Raw genomic sequence first — 17,143 nt, forward strand, 5'->3', positions numbered from 1 at the left:
ATGAATGATGATGAAGAAGTTGATGTTGAAGAAAATGATGATGTCGGTGCTCGCGGCTGCGATGTTCGTTGTGCCGGTGACCCAAGTCTCGGCCGAGAGTGAGAAGGGAACGGCCAAGGACAAAGCGCAGCGGTTGGCGGAGGAGATCGTGTCCTCTTATGGAGTGAGTGGGATACAGTATGCGATTCGGGATCAAGGCTCCATTGTACTATCCGATAGTGCCGGGGTGTCTGACAAAGCAAATAGAGAGCAGATTACTGAAGACACCATGTTTGGGATCGGCTCGGTGAGCAAAATGTATGTATCTGCAGCAACCATGATTCTAGCAGATGCCAAGAAGGTTGATATCGATAAACCGCTGACTACTTATATTCCAGAGTTTAAGATGGCGGATGAACGCTATAAGGACATTACACCTCGTATGTTGATGAATCACTCCTCAGGTCTGTTCGGCACACATTACGGGAACAGTATGCTATTCGACGACACCGACACGGAGAATCATGATGAGCTGCTGTCACGATTACAATCTGAACGATTGAAATCAGATCCAGGTGAGTACTCCGTCTATTGTAATGATGGATTCCAACTGCTGGAGCTCTTAGTAGAACGAGTGAGCGGTTTAAGCTATTCTGAATTTCTGGATCAATATATTAGCAGCCCATTACATTTAAGCTCTACGAAAACCCCATTAGACGAGTTTGATAGAGAACAGCTGGCCAAAACCTATTTTCCAACTATAGAAAAGGCTCTACCCGTGGAATATGCGAACGTCCTAGGAGCGGGAGGAATCTTCTCCACTGCGGAGGAGTTGACGGCATTTGGAGAAGTGTTAATTGGCAACCGGACAGATATTCTATCGGAGCAATCAGCCAAGGCTATGCAGAATCCTGAATACAGGAGAGGACTGTGGGTGCCTGAGGAGACGAACGCGTTTAACTACGGTCTAGGCTGGGATGCAGTAAGCTTGGCCCCATTCAGTGATTATGGGATCACGGCACTAAACAAGGGCGGAGATACGACGATGTACCACGCCGCTTTAACGACGATCCCCGAATATGACATTAGCATTGCAGTACTCACTTCCGGCGGAAGCTCGATCTATAATACGATTTTTGCATCGAAAGTGTTGTTGGAATATTTGGAGGACACCGGGAAGATTAAAGAGATCCAACCAGATAAGACCTTCAAGCCTGCCGTAAAAGTGGAGATGCCCGCTCAACTACAAGCTTACTCGGGACGATATGGGGCTGTGGGATCTACAGCGAATATAGAGATCAAGGATGGAGAATTGGAACTGCCTGCATTAGCAGGGTTGATTCCTCCGCAGAAATATGTGTATACAGGTGATGGACAATTTACTAGCATGGATGGCAGTGCAGCCGTAAGCTTTGACGAGCAGAAGAATGGCAAAACTTACTTGAAGCTCAAAGCATATTTAACAATCCCGGGAATCGGCCAGATGGTTATGGTAACCTATGAATATCAGAAGCTGAATTCCAATCCCTTAGACCAAACAACACAGAAGGCATGGGAGAAGAGAAACGGTAAAAATTATTACGCGGTGAACGAGAAAATCACATCAATCATGTATATGGAACCTTCGATTCTTACGAAAAATATCACGGTGGATCAAGGCTATGTCTCGGGTGCTCGTATTGTAGATGCGACCCAGGCGCTGAATGCCGCTGAAATTCCAGTAATGAGCGGTCGAGATGCGTTCGACCTGAATTTCTACAAGGTGAACAATGTGGAGTATTTGAAAGTCGAAGGCTTCTCTTATATTAGTGAAGAGGCTGTTAAACCGATCTATGCAGGCAAATCATCCAAGGTTACGATTCCCTCTAATGGTCATGCCGTTTGGTTCAAGATTGGTGAACAATCCGCGAATAAAAGGATGACGGTTGATGTCCCAGTTAGCGGAGGATTTGCTGTGTATGATGCACAAGGCAAGGTTGTACATTTCTCTGCTGTAAGTGATGAGCGCTCCATATTCTTGCCAGAAGGCGGGTTAATCGTTCTTGGAGGCAAGGCAGGGGATGTATTTAAGATTAAAATGAGTGAGAAGTGAATTTATTGCGCACTAGAATATGAACCTGTAAGGGGGGAGGTGAGGCATCTCTCTCTCGTTTCCTGGAAACGTCACTTTCTTTGTCGGGGAGAGGAAAACTTCAGTCAAGTAGTATCAATTGGACAATAGGACCAAATGCTCGAAATAAAGGATCCATTCATAGTGATATCTGGGAAACTACTGCTTCAGAACTTGCGACAAGTAATATAATTGGTGTATGCCCAATAAGTGGATGGTGGGCGAAATGGCCATGTTTAAATCGATGGGACAGAGAAATAAGATATTCTTTAATGGTATCACTTTCTACACCCGCAACGAACTTATATACACCAATTGAAAATATATTAACAAATAAATTTTAAAATCAGATTTAGTAATTGATGAATAATTTAATTGCTTGTCGATAGGGAAAAAAGGGTTCCAATTCGGAACCTTTTTTTTCGCCGTTAGAGGATACGGTGAACCGTACCGTAAGTAACGGCAAGTTTTGCAGTCTGACCTGCCCAAAAAATGTCGTAGAAAGACGTCTCAGAACGTAAGGGTGGAAGCAGCAGCGAACCTTTTGCCGAGAAACAGCCAGCACCTGCCACCGTTTGGCTAGAAGGGGCTAATCCTAAATTTTGACGTAGATCTGCTTCACGAGCGTTTGGAGCAGATTTTTTTTATTTCAACGGGTGAGGCAGCGAACATCTTGTGGAACTGGGCGAGCGCTTGCCTCACTTGGACAAGCGAATTGGGTCGGCAGTGTTCTGGACAAGCTGTTTGGCTTCCGACTTACGCTTACTATGAGCATCATGCCGCGTCTTTAGCTCATTCAGACGTATTATGAGAAAGTCATTCTGCTGGAGCGTAATCACCTTGGTAGACTGGCCTTCCACGAGACGATGAGGGAATTCATCATGTCGTCTGCAGCCTCAAGGCTCGACTGTAGGAAGTCTGTATGCAACTTTAGTTTATTGGCTGAACCGTTTGATATCACTCACCGGAGAGAAGCCAAACAGGCGCGCATATTCCCGGCTGAAATGGGAAGGACTCTCATAACCTACCTCGAACGCGATATCTGCCACATGGGTAGATTTGGTTAACAGGCGACGGCGTGCTTCCTGCAGTCGAATTTGCTTCTGATACTGTATCGGAGTCATGGCGGTGACTTCTTTGAAGTGCCGATATAATGAGGAGGAGCTCATGTTTGCCAGCTCAGCAAGTTCTTGGATGCGCAACGGCTGGTTGTAATCCCGCTTAATCTGCTCGACCACCTCAGCAATGGAGGCGAAATTGCTTCCAGCCATAGCAATCTGCTTGAAAACTTCCCCTTGATCATAGCAAAGGAGTCTGTAAATAATCTCACGTATGACGAGGGGGGCCAGTGCCGGAATGTCCTTCGGCGTCTCTAACAGACCTACCAGTCTGACGACAGCATCGAGAAGAGCATTATTCATTTTGCCTACGAATAGCCCTCTGTGATATCTATTGGTGTTGTCGGGAAGCAATCCCGTCTCCTTCATGATTTGATAGATTTGGCTGGACTCTAAATCCAGACGAATGGCTAAGAAGGGAGATTCAGGAGAGGGCTGCGTAGCCCGGCCGGTTATCGGTACATCCAGGGACACCGCGAGGTAATCGGATATTCCGTATCGGTAGTGCTCATTGGCGAGCATGACAACCTTCTCGCCTTGGGCAACAATGCATAGCGAAGGCTTTTGAATTCTGCATATCGGAACCTCGGAGCGGGAATCGCGAACCAGATGCAGAGAGGGGATTAGGGTAGCGTGATCGCCATCAGCGTCGGAGAACTTCTCGACGAGTTGCGCAAGTTCCAATTGTTTATAGTATGTTTTTTGAGCGTCATCGAGCATGTGGATCCCTCCCATTACTATGTTCCATTATAAGTTCTTGAACTGTGCTTGATAAGTGGAGTGAGAACAATAGGCAAGAACGTGAGAAGAATTGTCTAACAGAATTTAGCTTGGCAGGATAATAATAAGGTTGTTGCTACAGTTGGGCGACAATCGCCTATTATACAATAGTAATTATTCATTGGAGGGGAAAAGCATGCAACATCATAAAGTATGGTACGTGACTGGTGCTTCGAAGGGACTGGGGTTGTCCTTGGTAAGAAGATTGATTGATTGCGGATACAGAGTCGCTGCAACATCACGCAATATAGAAGATTTAAAGCGAGCTGTGGGTGAAGTGCCGGAAGGACAATTTCTGCCATTAGCGGTTGATCTGACCCAGGCGGAATCGATTCAGGCATCCGTGAACAAAACGTATGAACAGTTTGGGCGAATAGATGTAGCCGTTAATAATGCAGGCTATGGCATCGGCGGTGCGATCGAGGAGCTGTCGGAGAAGGAAATCATGGCCAACTTTGAAGTCAATGTATTTGGTCCAATTCATGTTATTCAAAGTGTACTGCCCCATATGCGAAAGCAGCAATCAGGCCATATTATCAATATCGCGTCTATCGCTGGCTTTGCTCCGCATATGGGCTGGAGTGTGTATGCAGCAACGAAGTTCTCGCTAATGGGCATGACGGAAGTACTTGCCCAGGATGTGCAATCTCTGGGGATCAAAGTGACGGCTGTAGCACCGGGCGGCTTCAGAACGGAGTTCAATAAGGAGAATTCCCTAATTCTGTCTGCCAATAAAATGGAGGATTACAGCGAGCTTCATGCGGGACACAAGCAGTTCGTAGCGCAAGATGGCAAGCAGCTTGGTGATCCTGAAAAAGCGGCAGAGGTGTTCATTGATCTGGCGGAATCACCGAATCCTCCGGCTCAATTGTTCCTGGGCAGTGATGCTTATTGGAGAGCGTCCGAGAAGCTGGATCAATTGCGTGAAGAACTGCAAGCGAACAAGGACATCAGCTTCCGGACTGACCATGAATAAGAGCGGGATCACAATCCTGCCAATGTGCTGTGAAATATAAGGTGAACCACGAAAAGGCCATCCCCGAAGGATGGCCTTAAAACTTGCCGTTACAGACAGCATGGTGAACCATATCACAAGTAAGCACATTGAGAAGCGATAGCGAGAAATGCTGACTTGAGATATCCATGCTAATTTAACTTTAATGCTTAAGCTTTTTGGATGCGCCTGTGGTATCATGAACATGCCTATCATCCCGTTACATCTGAGGGGGAAAAAGTTGCTCGTGAACATGGCCAATTACCATAAGTATGAGGATGTATCTGTATCAGATGAGGCCAAGTCAGCGCTAGATGGTGAAGCAGCCCGGTTGGCAAGTTTGATTTACACGCATACTTCGCAGGATGGGACCTATGCCACACCGATCCAAGGCCTGTATGTGAACCGATATTCGCAAGTGGAAGCGGCGGATGATGTTCACACCATGTTCTCGCCGGTAATCTGCATTGCAGCGCAAGGGAACAAGCGAATTACCGTAGGCAAAGATGCTTATGAGTATAGTGCTTCGCGAATGTATATTGCTCCCGTTGCCTTGCCTGTTGCGATGAAAATCATGCAGGCCAGCCCCCAAGTACCGTTCTTGGGCATAGGTTTATACCTCGATCCGCAAAGGATTGCTTCGCTGCTGCCGATGGTATTTCCTAATGGTTTGCCGGAGGTTCGCAATCGCAGTGCGTGCTACGTCATCGAAGCTGATTTGGCCATGATGAACGCCGCTGCAAGATTGATGGATTGTCTGTCCTCTCCCGATGATGCTCAAATGCTGGCTCCGTTGGTAAAAGACGAGATTTATATCCGTCTCCTTCGCAGCCCAATCGGTGTTTATGTTGCCGAGACCGTTCTGGCGGAATCGGGCATGCAGCAGGTTGCAAAAGCGATTGATTGGCTCCAAAGTAACTTTTCCCAGCCGTGGAAAGTAGCGGATTTGGCGGAGTTGGTCCATATGAGCGAATCGTCGTTTCGCGAGTATTTCAGATCGGCTACTGCGATGAGCCCTTTGCAATATCAAAAGGTGCTGCGCCTGCAAGAGGCGAGGCGTCTAATGTTATCGAGCTCCATTGACGCAACTACGGCGAGCCGGCTTGTAGGCTATTTAAGCGATTCCCAATTTAGCCGCGATTACAGCCGATTTTTTGGGTACCCTCCAACTAGAGATATCACAAGGTGGCGTCAGGACCAGCAACAGTTGAAGTGAAACGCACACGTAAACGGCTTTTCAAATTTCCGCGGGCATAGAGCCTAGCGGATTTTTCCTTTTTAAGCGGCGGAATCTGTTGAATCAGGCAATAACTCCGACGGAAAAGGCAAAGACCGTAGTGGCCAATCCCCTATACTAAGAGTAGACATACTACCGATAGGAAAGGGGCTTTCTGAAAATGCGTGTATTGGTTACAGGGGCGACAGGCTTCATCGGAGGGGCGGTCGTTCGCGAACTGCTGGATGCCGGTCACCAAGTGGTTGGTCTTGCCCGTTCTGAAAAAGCCGGCAAACGGCTTACGGCATTGGGTGCCCAGGTTCAAATCGGTTCGATTGAGGATTTAGCAGGCTTGCGCAAAGCGGCTGCTGCAGTAGAGGGGGTCATTCATTTGGCCTTCTTCCACAAGTTCTCCCATGCGGGCCCTTCAACTCGGCTTAGGGTTTTATTCGGCGGGAATCCTCGTCATGTGGCGATGCGATTTATGAAGGCTGCAATTGAGACCGACAGGCGAGCCATCGAGACACTTGGCACCGCTTTACCCACCGGTGAGCGGGCGCTTGTCGTCGCGATGCCTACGATGACGCTTACTCCCGGCCGTCTCGGAACGGAGGATAGCGCTGGGGATCCTCAATCCCCAGGTGGATTACGCATCATTTCTGAACATACCACCCTGGACTTGGCGAATCGGGGGGTACGTTCCTCGATTGTACGCCTCCCACCGATCGTACACGGTGAAGGCGATAAGACGGGTTTGTTCCCAAATCTGGTGAACATCGCTCGCAAGAAGGGTTTTTCCGCCTACACAGGCTCCGGAACCAACCGCTGGCCATCCGTGCATCTACTGGATGCGGCGCACCTTTTTAGACTCGCCTTAGAACAGGCTCCGGCAGGGTCCCGGTTTCATGCGGTTAGCGAAGAGGGCATTTCTTTTCAAGAGATCGCCACGGCTTTGGGCCTCCATCTGAACTTGCCGGTCCAAGGCATTGGTGTTGAAGAAGCAGGTAAACATTTCGGATGGCTTGCACCCTTCACGAAAACAGATAATCCGGCGTCCAGTGCGTTGACTCAGGAGCGTTTGGGATGGAATCCAGTACATCCTACCCTTTTAGATGATATTCGGAAGGGGTATTATTTCTAATACTAACAATAAACCGAAAATGGGTGTTTCGTGGAAGGGGCGATTTCGTTGTTGATTTCAGTGACACGGGTGCGAGTAAAGGGCATGTGGGCGCTTCCGTTTTTTATTTACCACATCGTCCGGTCAACGAAGCAACTGAATAGGGCTGCCGGATTGCTGCATTCCGACCTTACACGCGACAGTTGGAGAGTAGCTGGACGATGTCGGTATGGGAGAACAAGGATCGCATGCTGGAATACCGCAATCACGGCAATCACGCCAAGGCCATGCGGATCGCACGCCGAATTGGCGATGAAGTGGAGGCCGTCCACTGGGATGCCGATACTATTCCGAGCTGGGAGGAAGCGAAGATCCGTTTGCATCAAAAGTATGGCAGAAAACTTGACCAGAACAAGTGGTGAATTTTGCGTCCCTTTCGACCCTAGCTGGTGCCTCAATCGAGAAGATCGGTATTAACACTTTAGCCATAGGGTTTAAAGGGGCAATAGCTTCACGGTGCACCAACGGAGGAGGATCATTCATATGAGAAATAAGATGATTCGGGCGCTCGTTCTCATTCTCGCATTTTCGATTGCCGGATACGCAATTGTTCAGTATGGCGTGCTTAGAGCTAGTGATGCAGGACTTGTCTCTTTCAAATTGCAAAAGCCGAATTTTGAACTAAAACCATGGATATATGTACTATATATTCATATTTTCACCGCGGTATTTGCCTTGATCATAGGACCCTTTCAACTATATTTGAAGCCAACAAATGCTAGGAAACGTTGGCATCGTCTATTGGGGTATGGATATGTTCTTTCAATTACAGTTAGTGGGATCGTGAGTGTGTATTTATCCCTTTTTGCCACAGGAGGTTGGATTGCCACTCTTGGGTTCATGTCGCTCGATGTATTGTGGGTTGCGACGACGCTTACTGCAACGAGAAAAATTATGGCCAAAGACATCCAAGCTCATAAAGCATGGATGCTTCGCAGTTATGCGCTTACTTTTGCAGCTGTCACGCTTCGCATCTGGTTAGCACCGCTGGCTCTTCTGTTTGGCGATTTCGAGGTGGCCTTTCGGGTTGTCGCCTGGGTCTGTTGGATTCCTAATCTGCTCGTCATAGAAGCTGTGATTTCCAGAATGAGGTTGAGGCAGCGGCAATGATTCACAACTTCCATGCCCAAATAATCCGTAAAACCGCGCATCCATGGCGCGGTTTTATTTTGCGTACGGTGGAATGTGTTCGTGCCGCGCCCCCAATGACGCAGGTTCCACGATGAAAAGTGAGTATGGGAAGAAAAGCGTCTCGACTGGACGAAAGGAAAGGGAGAGGAGTGCTCAAACGGAGGATACGGAAGTGGACTTTGAAGGAAGTATGGCTAGCGGCCAAACCTATGCGATTGGGGACGTAGTGCAATATTATTTTTTGAAAGTGCAGTAACAGAAAAGGAGCCGGCATTCGAGTCATTCGAGGGCTCCTTTTCTTTTCTATCTTCCCAGCTACTGTTCGTAAACATTTATCACTTTAATCATCGATTGAAATACCTGCGGCTTTTAAGTGTCCATGAGTTAGAATTTTTCCGAATTGAGAAGCGAGTTCCTTTGGAGTATAAGAAAAATCATTTTTAACCCACCATATTACAATGCCCATAAAAGTAGATGCGATATATTGGAGTAATAATTCCTTTGAAATCTTCAGGGGAGTATCATCCAAGCCATCTTCCACTGTATTTTTTATAATTTCCTCCATTTTTGATTGAAAACCATAAATTCTATTCTCATCAAGTAACAATGCTTTGTAAAAGGGAATATTATCCAGGATTTTCTCCAATATGGTTTGCATTAGTTGTTCAAACATAGAGCCACTTACAGGAGATTTGCTGCTCGAACAAAGATTGAGTGTACTATTTAGTTCTTCTAATAATTCATCCATAGACGCATTTAACAAATCGGGCTTGTTCTGATAATGAAGGTAAAATGTATTCCGGTTAATCATCGCCCTATCGGCAATATCTTGGATCGTAATCCCTTCATATCCCTTCTCATTAAGAAGCTCTATAAACGCCTTTTTAATCGAATGCTTGGAGCGAATGATACGCAAATCAGTTTTTTTGTTCATTATGACTCGTTCCCTTATATTTTTTTGTTAGTTAAACGACATTGGAGTTGAATTTGTATTATATTTTTCAAAATCGAAATTATTAAATATTGAATGCGGATCGTATATTAATCATAATAAACAAAAGATAAATATACAACACTATGACCATTATTTATCGAATTGATAATTAACTCTATTTGAAGGGGAGATATTAAATGAAAACTATAGCAATCGTTGGAGCAGGAGAAGGATTAGGAATGTCCATTGCAAAAAAATTCGGACAAAATGGCTTTCGCGTAGCTCTTATTGCTCGAAATGAAGAAAAGTTGAACCGACTGGTTATTGAATTAGAACAATTGGGCATTGAGGCGGCTTCATTTCAAGCAGATATTTTAAATAAAGAACAAATTGAGATGGCATTCGCCGCTGTTAAAGAAAGATACGGATTTATTGATGTTCTTGAATACAGTCCAACGCCGAGCATCAATACAGTAGCACCATCATTAGATGTAACAGAAGAAAATGCATTATACCAATTTCAATTTAATGTTTTAGGTGCGTTATCCAGTGTTCGACAAGTGCTGCCGGAAATGTTGGATAAGCAAAGCGGTGCTCTATTATTTACGACTGGAGGCGCTGCAATCCACCCAGTACCGATGATGGGTAATGTCGGAATTGCAATTTCAGGACTTCGTAATTATATCTTTAATTTGAACAGCGAATTAGCGGACAAAGGTGTGTATGCGGGTCACCTTGCGATCGGAATTTGGATGCAGCCGAACTCAGGAGTTCAAGACAAAATCGCTGATATTTGGTACGACATGTACACCAAAAGAGACAGAGTAGAAGAATTTATAACTGAAGACCGCGTGTGATTTGAATAATTTAGATGAAGGAGATAGTTCAAGAAAATGAATATCACCATTTTTGGTGCAAGTGGTGCAATCGGACAGCTGCTGACACAATTAGCTCTAGATTACGGGGATTTCGTTACGGCATATGTTAGAAACCCCCACAAAATCAGCCTCAAACATCCCAATTTGAGCTTTGTACAAGGGGAACTTTCGAAAAATTATTAAACAATCGAACCTTGATTGGACAGTTGTTCAAATTATTAACCCCAATGTTAAACACAAAGGGCAATCTTATGACTATTCATTAGGAGATAAATCGGCTAAATTATCAGTTTCCAGAGAAAATGTTGCTAAAATCATGTACGCTGCCACCCGTGACAACCAATTGATTAGAAAAATGCCAATTGTTTATAACAAATAAGCTCAAAAAAATGCAGTATTCACCGATTAGTGGTTAGTGAAGGAGGATTCAAAATCAAAATCGAGATATGGTCAGATTATGTTTGTCCATTTTGTTATATTGGTAAACGACGATTGGAGTCTGCACTGGAGCAATTCGCTCATCAGAATGAAGTGGTGATTGAATATAGAAGCTTTGAACTTAACCCACAAGGGTCCATGTACTCAGGCAAAAATATGCATCAAATCCTTTCTGAGAAACATGGTATGAGTATCGAGCAAGCGAAAGAGGCAAATGCTAACCTTGGACAACAAGCGGCGATGATGGGTCTGGTGTATAATTTCGACCAAATGAAGCCCACCAATACGTTTGATGCTCATCGTCTAACCCAATATGCTAAATTGGTTGGTAAAGATAGGGAATTATCCGAGAAGCTGTTCTATTCCTATTACACGGAAGCCAAGCTGATTTGGGAATAACAGGAGCCCCTTTCTTTGTCATTGATAGAAAATATGCAATTTCCGGCGCACAACCCATTGAGATATTCTTAAGCACCCTTAACCAAGCAGCTCAATAAATAAGCCTCGCACGAATCATCAAGAGGAGAGCCGAGTGACAAAGAAAGAATGCAAAAGCACAAACCATTGGTTTGTGCTTTTTGCCGTAGCTTAAGTGTAGTTCTTATTTTATGATCAATGGTGCTGAGTTTGACTGGCGTGTAACTTATGGGTCATAAGGAGGAAAAAATGACTGAATTATTAGCTCCAGCAGGAAATATGGAGGCTTTAAAAGCTGCAATTTCTAATGGTTGTGATGCAGTATACTTAGGAATGCAAAAATTTGGTGCACGTGCATATTCATCTAATTTTGATTTTGAATCGTTAAAAGAGGCTGTTACATATGCGCACCTGAGGGACGTTAAACTCTATGTTACAATGAATACCATCGTTTTCGAAAACGAAGCTGAAGAGATGAAAGAGCAAATACGCGAATTAAATGATATCGGTGTGGATGGCATTATCGTCCAGGACCTGGCTGCTTTCGATTATATCGTTAATAACTTTCTTGATATGGAAGCTCATTGTTCAACTCAAATGGGAATAGACGATTTAGACGGAACTTTATTATTCAAAGAACTTGGTGCTAAAAGAGTTGTTCTGTCCCGTGAGGTTGAGATTGAAAAAGTAAAAGAGATCAGAAGAATAGCTGATATACCTTTAGAAATTTTCGTTCACGGTGCTTTATGTGTATCTTACTCGGGAAACTGTCTAATGTCAGGATTAATCGGCTTTCGATGCGCAAATCGTGGAAGATGTGTGGGTTCATGCCGTAAGGAGTATGAACTAATGGATAAGACAACAGATACATCTTTAGGGAAAAACTATATTCTATCTACTAAGGACTTAAACACAATCGATTATATCCATGATTTAAAAGAAATCGATTCTTTAAAAATAGAAGGCCGAATGAAAGTGCCTACGTATGTTGCTAATGTTGTATCCAAATATCGCACGGCCTTAGATCATAAAATAACCGAAGAAGATAAAGAAAATCTGAAAAAAACATTCAATAGAACATTTACTAAAGGGTATTTGTTTCACGAAGATAAGAAAAATATTACAAATATCTTAAGACCTAATAACTTCGGTTATGAAATTGGGACCATCAGCAAGATTGTTAAAGATAGGTATGAAATAACACTTTCACGTACCTTAAATCAAAACGATACAATCAGAATAAGTCACAACAATGAAGATGTTAATCTAGCTGTTGCCAAACTGTACGATAAAGAGGGCGAATTAATCAACAAAGCAGACGATGTCTGCTATATCAAAATCAAAGAAAAGGTGTCTAAGGGAGATTTAGTATATAAAACGAAGGATTATTTCTATAACAAAGAATTAGAATCATCACTGGAAAAAGAATTTAAGCGGTTTAACCTCGATATTAGAGTATATGCATGTCCAGATTCAAAGCTTTTCATAGAGGCGGAGGGCTTAGGCTTTAATTATTCATATGAAAGCGAGGAAATACTAGGCGAAGCCATTAATAATCCAACAACAAAAGACCAGGTAATCAAGCAATTTTCGAGATTAAATGATACGATATTCGAACTTAATCATGTAGAATTTGAAGAATGCAATGCCTTTATTCCAGCTAAACTGTTAAATGCAGCAAGAAGAGATATTGTACTGGGCTTATATGACTTAAAGCTTAACAGCCAAAAGAAAAGAACCAAGGCTTTGAAGGTAAAAGAAAAAATAAGCTTTGCCCCTGAAAAACCATACCTTACGGCCTCTGTAACGACTAAGGAGCAGTACGATGCTTGCGTGAGCTGTGGAATTAAGGAAATCTATTTTAAAAACGTTGTTAGAAGAAATCAGATTGATTATAAGGAAAAAGAAGGGCAGCTACTCATCGGAGGATATGGTGGAATTTATCACTACAGAGACACGAATCCGTTTGTTACGGACTATTCTCTAAATGTTGTTAATGCTACTAGTTGCTATGAATTATATAAATTAGGTGCCAAACGAGTCACTTTATCTTATGAATTGAATAAGAGCCAAATTGAAGATTTAATGAATGCCTATTATGAAGAAAATGACGGCTATCCTGCACTGGAAATGATTGTATATGGCAGGGTTCCTTTGATGTTTACAAAATATTGTCCGATGAAAAAAATGAATCAATGCAGAATTTGCAGAACGAAGAGCTATGAGTTAAAAGATGAGCACGGAACGTTCCCTATCATTTCTCATAATGATTGTACAACGACTCTCCTTAATGGGAAGACGCTTAATCTTTTAGATGAGCTACCAAACATCAAAGGAATCGAGGCGCTCAGATTAAACTTCACAGTTGAATCCAAAGAGCAGGTTGTGAAAGTCATTAATATGGCGTCAGGCAAATTAAATGGCTCAATGAATAATGCTGTCTTTAATCAGGAAACAGACACAAGAGGACATTTTAATAAAGAGATTGTGTAGGTAGCCAAAGGGATGGTTCTGGCGAAGATTAATCGTTCAGCTTAGGGCAATGAAACCAGAAATCCAATAGGTGATCATATAGCGTGAGGTGACTGGTCGTGAAATGGAAAGGGACGTTTACTTATCAAACCGTTCTTATGCAACCTTTGGAGCGGGTTTGGGACTTTTTTCAGTCAGCTGAGAATTTAGTCAGAATTACATCCTTCCCCAAAACGACGGTGAAGGGGCCTTCCGAAGCAGCTGCGGGAAAAATGATCCAGTTGGAACTAAACTTTGGGTTCTGGAAAATCTCCTGGAAGTCGTATATATCAGAGTGGAAAGAACAGGAAGGTTTTGAAGATATCCTTATTGATCCCATATTTCCGTTTCATTCTTGGAAGCACCGCCATCAGTTTGCTTCAAAGTCCGTTCGTGAAACGATTATGACGGACAGGGTGGAGTTTGAAAGCTCTCTGCCCAGTTGGTTAATAAAAGTTGGCCTGATCTTCATGTTTAAAGATCGTGAAAGAATGATAAAGAAGTATTTTGGAAGAAGGACGGAATAAGGCAGTAAGATCAAAGAAGGGGTCATCCCGCAAAGTCACCAATACAGGGATTATGGCCACAAGCATGCAACCTTCGTCATGGACATACGCATATAGCACTGCTATAATGGACGTATGAACACATATGACAAAATATTAGCAGCTGCTCTTAAGGTACTCGAAGAGGAGGGCGGAGCCCATTTTTCGACGCGAGCCGTAACTGCGATCGCGCAGGTTACGGCCCCTACACTCTATCATCATTTCGGCAATGCCGATGGACTCCTGAGTGCAGCTATAGTGGAAGCGTTCAAACAGTTATTTGAAAGCAAGATTGCCGCAGTGGAGTCCACCATTCCAGAGATGGCTCTTCGTCAAGGATGGGATGACTATGTCCGCTTCGCGGCAGCCCGTCCTCGGATCTATGCGGCGATGATGGGGCGGTTGCTCGAGGGTGCACATATTGAGGCGGCAGAGCATTCGCACCAAGTACTAGTGCAAAATGTTCAGAGAGTCGCTGCCGAAGGCAAACTGGCTGTGTCAGCTCAAGCTGCGGCAGATCTGGTCTGGGCTTCCGCCAATACGGCCTCTTGGCTGTATGTGACGGCCCAGATTCGTAAGGCACCCCTACCCGAACCCAACGTCGTTAATCTCATTCGGGAAAGCGTAATGCAGATCATTTTGATTCAAGAGCCGGACGCCGATTCAAAATGAGGGATCCGATGACAGAGTGTAAAGATTTCAGGTAAAGATGAGGGCCCACAAATAGTGGCACATAAGAGAGATCGTCTATCCAAGCAGGATGGCGGTCTTTTTTTTTATTTTCAGAAGGATGTCGATGATCGCACTCCTCACGCAACGCCCGCCAAAATGATGTTCAGGCCGTAGGACAACATTTCGTAAAAAATGTATAGCACCGCTATAGACAGCTTTGTATAGCGGTGCTATAATGTCCGTATAGCAGTGCTATAGCGTGAACCATATCTTATCAAACCTAGGAGGCTTACTATGTCATTCAAAACTCAAGAACTGGTCGTTGTCACAGGTACGTCCAGCGGCATCGGTAGGGCTACCGCGGAGCAGCTCGCCACTGAAGGATATCACGTTTTGGCGGGGGTTCGTCGTCAGGAAGACGCCGACAAAATCAAACGCAAAAATATCGAGCCGGTAATTGTCGATGTTACCAATATCGGCACGCTCAAGGCGCTGGCCGAACGGGTGGAGCAAGATCCGCTTGGCCGTCCTTTACGGGCAGTGGTCAACAATGCCGGCATCGCCGTTAATGCACCTCTTGAGATGGTCCCCCTCGATGAATTCCGCCGCCAGATTGAAGTCAGCGTGATCGGACAGGTCGCGGTTATTCAGGCGCTTACCCCGGCCTTGCTGAACAGCGGCGGGCGCGTAGTCAATATCGGTTCGCTCGGGGGTAAGGTCTCCATGCCCGGTTTCGGAATTTATTCGGCTGCCAAGTATGCGATGGAAGCGATCAATGACAGTCTCCGCAGAGCGATGTCCTCGTTTGGCCTCAAGGTAATCATGATCACTCCGGGTGGCGTCAGCACTGGCCTGTCAGAGCAAGGGATTATGACAGCCGAGCGGCTGGCCAAGTTGATGACGCCGGATCAGCACAGGCGCCATGATCGTCTTTTTGATGCCGTGAAGGCTCAGGCTGATACGTGGGCAACGGACGGTATCCGCCCCGAGAAAGTGGCGGCAGTGGTTTCACGAGCAATCCACGTCAGTAAACCGCACACCCGCTATACGGTTGGTCACGATTCGGCGCTGCTGACCCGACTGGTCCGTATTCTTCCAGATCGACTCCTCGACCGGATGCTCCGTATCCAGATGAACCTGCAGTAAAGGAAGAATGAACGATGTCACACAAACAGATGGAACATGCCATTATTGTAGGTGGATCTTTAGGTGGTCTAATGATGGGGCTTGCGTTATCTCGCTCTGGTTATACCGTTACCATTCTTGAACGTGCAGATTCCTCATTAAGAAATGGTGCTTTTATTCGACTACACACAAAGCCTTATCGTAATAGTGAAATTGAACGAGAATTAAGACACTTGGCATCTAGTGGTAACAACAATGTGGAAGCCTGGTCAGCCATTCAAGAACGTTTGCGCAATGCGGTTGCTAAAGAATCTAGTATTACCCTTCGGCACAATACACGAATTGTTAGTGTGGGACAAAATGAATCATCTGCTTGGGCTACCAGTGAAGAGGAGCAGACGTTTAAAGGGGACTTATTGATTGGCGCAGATGGATATCGCAGTATTGTCCGCCGCTATTTAAATCCTGACAAACCATTTGCAGATTATGCTGGCTATCTGGTTTGGGTTGGGAAGGTAGACGAAGAACTGCTGCCAAAGAAAGACTGGAAAAAACGGCAACTTTCGAACGCTTATTTCAACAATAGTGCTGCCGGTACATTGACTACTGCGGTGATGCCAGGTAAAGAAGGAGGAACCAATCCTGGCCAGCGATGGATAGGTTATTGCTGGTTTGATCATTCGCATAATCAATTGCTGTCTGAGTTAGGGGTGTTAAAGGACGGGGTTGCCCAGCACTCCTTATACGGTGAAGATATTCCGGACTGGCTACTGGAAGAACTGTCACAAACCAGCCAAGCCCATTGGAATAAAGAAGATGATGCCATTTTGCAAATCGCAATTAAGAACCGCAGTTTAATCGGGGCACCTGTTAATGAATACATCCCTAATATATTGTCAAAAGGAAGAATCGCCATGATCGGCGATGCAGCTCATACCATGTCACCAATGACGGGCGCAGGCTTTAATGACTCACTTGATGATACCGTTACCATTGTAGACTCCATTAAGCAGTATCCGAATTCGATAACAGAAGCTTTGAGTGAATACCAAACACGCCGTTTAGATGTGGTTCGTCAAGATGTTCTTGCGGGCCAATACAATAGGAGGAATTAA

16 protein-coding genes and 1 pseudogene are annotated in these 17,143 nt (G+C 44.8%); 14 read left to right on the plus strand and 3 right to left on the minus strand.

Annotated elements, in window-relative coordinates; translation table 11 throughout:
• Positions 1–10: 10 nt before the first annotated feature.
• Positions 11–2,071, plus strand: a complete 2,061-nt coding sequence (locus ACAN54_RS14655) for a serine hydrolase domain-containing protein (RefSeq protein ID WP_379156168.1) — start codon at positions 11–13, stop codon at positions 2,069–2,071.
• Positions 2,072–2,787: 716 nt separating this feature from the next.
• Here the strand turns inward: ACAN54_RS14655 and ACAN54_RS14660 are convergent.
• The gene (locus ACAN54_RS14660; protein ID WP_379156170.1) at positions 2,788–2,949 is read right to left on the minus strand and encodes a hypothetical protein; all 162 of its coding nucleotides are present in this window, start codon (positions 2,947–2,949) and stop codon (positions 2,788–2,790) included.
• A gap of 75 nt (positions 2,950–3,024) precedes the next feature.
• A complete protein-coding gene (locus tag ACAN54_RS14665; RefSeq protein WP_379156173.1) occupies positions 3,025–3,927 on the minus strand; it encodes an AraC family transcriptional regulator in 903 nt (300 codons plus the stop codon).
• A gap of 196 nt (positions 3,928–4,123) precedes the next feature.
• Here ACAN54_RS14665 and ACAN54_RS14670 point away from each other — a divergent pair, with 196 nt between their 5' ends.
• The 5 genes from ACAN54_RS14670 (at position 4,124) to ACAN54_RS14690 (ending at position 8,487) form a co-directional block, all read left to right on the plus strand.
• The gene (locus ACAN54_RS14670; protein ID WP_379156177.1) at positions 4,124–4,963 is read left to right on the plus strand and encodes an SDR family NAD(P)-dependent oxidoreductase; all 840 of its coding nucleotides are present in this window, start codon (positions 4,124–4,126) and stop codon (positions 4,961–4,963) included.
• Between the two features lie 271 nt (positions 4,964–5,234).
• On the plus strand, positions 5,235–6,197 hold the full coding sequence (locus ACAN54_RS14675; RefSeq protein ID WP_379157505.1) for an AraC family transcriptional regulator: 963 nt from the start codon (positions 5,235–5,237) through the stop codon (positions 6,195–6,197).
• A 181-nt stretch (positions 6,198–6,378) separates the two neighbouring features.
• Positions 6,379–7,338, plus strand: a complete 960-nt coding sequence (locus ACAN54_RS14680) for an SDR family oxidoreductase (protein ID WP_379156180.1) — start codon at positions 6,379–6,381, stop codon at positions 7,336–7,338.
• Between the two features lie 182 nt (positions 7,339–7,520).
• On the plus strand, positions 7,521–7,739 hold the full coding sequence (locus ACAN54_RS14685) for a DUF3291 domain-containing protein (RefSeq protein ID WP_379156183.1): 219 nt from the start codon (positions 7,521–7,523) through the stop codon (positions 7,737–7,739).
• Between the two features lie 121 nt (positions 7,740–7,860).
• The gene (locus tag ACAN54_RS14690) at positions 7,861–8,487 is read left to right on the plus strand and encodes a DUF2306 domain-containing protein (RefSeq protein ID WP_379156187.1); all 627 of its coding nucleotides are present in this window, start codon (positions 7,861–7,863) and stop codon (positions 8,485–8,487) included.
• A 361-nt stretch (positions 8,488–8,848) separates the two neighbouring features.
• Here ACAN54_RS14690 and ACAN54_RS14695 read toward each other — a convergent pair whose 3' ends face one another.
• On the minus strand, positions 8,849–9,442 hold the full coding sequence (locus tag ACAN54_RS14695; RefSeq protein WP_379156190.1) for a TetR/AcrR family transcriptional regulator: 594 nt from the start codon (positions 9,440–9,442) through the stop codon (positions 8,849–8,851).
• A gap of 197 nt (positions 9,443–9,639) precedes the next feature.
• Here ACAN54_RS14695 and ACAN54_RS14700 point away from each other — a divergent pair, with 197 nt between their 5' ends.
• The 8 genes and pseudogenes from ACAN54_RS14700 to ACAN54_RS14735 all read left to right on the plus strand — a co-directional run bounded on the left by ACAN54_RS14700 (position 9,640) and on the right by ACAN54_RS14735 (position 17,143).
• Positions 9,640–10,299 carry an SDR family NAD(P)-dependent oxidoreductase gene (locus ACAN54_RS14700; RefSeq protein WP_379156193.1) on the plus strand — a complete coding sequence of 220 codons (660 nt, stop codon included), beginning with the start codon at positions 9,640–9,642 and terminating at the stop codon, positions 10,297–10,299.
• A 36-nt stretch (positions 10,300–10,335) separates the two neighbouring features.
• Entirely contained in the window at positions 10,336–10,503 is a 168-nt protein-coding gene (locus ACAN54_RS14705; protein ID WP_379156196.1) for an NAD(P)H-binding protein, read from the plus strand.
• 249 nt (positions 10,504–10,752) lie between these two features.
• Positions 10,753–11,255, plus strand: a pseudogene (locus ACAN54_RS14710) (DsbA family oxidoreductase).
• A 169-nt stretch (positions 11,256–11,424) separates the two neighbouring features.
• Positions 11,425–13,668, plus strand: a complete 2,244-nt coding sequence (locus ACAN54_RS14715) for a U32 family peptidase (protein ID WP_379156199.1) — start codon at positions 11,425–11,427, stop codon at positions 13,666–13,668.
• A 98-nt stretch (positions 13,669–13,766) separates the two neighbouring features.
• Positions 13,767–14,213 carry an SRPBCC family protein gene (locus ACAN54_RS14720; protein WP_379156202.1) on the plus strand — a complete coding sequence of 149 codons (447 nt, stop codon included), beginning with the start codon at positions 13,767–13,769 and terminating at the stop codon, positions 14,211–14,213.
• Positions 14,214–14,327: 114 nt separating this feature from the next.
• Complete coding sequence (locus ACAN54_RS14725; protein WP_379156206.1) at positions 14,328–14,903, plus strand: TetR/AcrR family transcriptional regulator; 576 nt, start codon at positions 14,328–14,330, stop codon at positions 14,901–14,903.
• 294 nt (positions 14,904–15,197) lie between these two features.
• Positions 15,198–16,049 (plus strand): SDR family NAD(P)-dependent oxidoreductase, encoded by an 852-nt coding sequence (locus ACAN54_RS14730; RefSeq protein ID WP_379156209.1) that lies wholly within the window; start codon positions 15,198–15,200, stop codon positions 16,047–16,049.
• 14 nt (positions 16,050–16,063) lie between these two features.
• Positions 16,064–17,143: an FAD-dependent monooxygenase gene (locus ACAN54_RS14735; protein ID WP_379156211.1), complete on the plus strand. Its 1,080-nt coding sequence runs from the start codon at positions 16,064–16,066 to the stop codon at positions 17,141–17,143.

Source organism: Paenibacillus diazotrophicus (genome assembly GCF_042610465.1).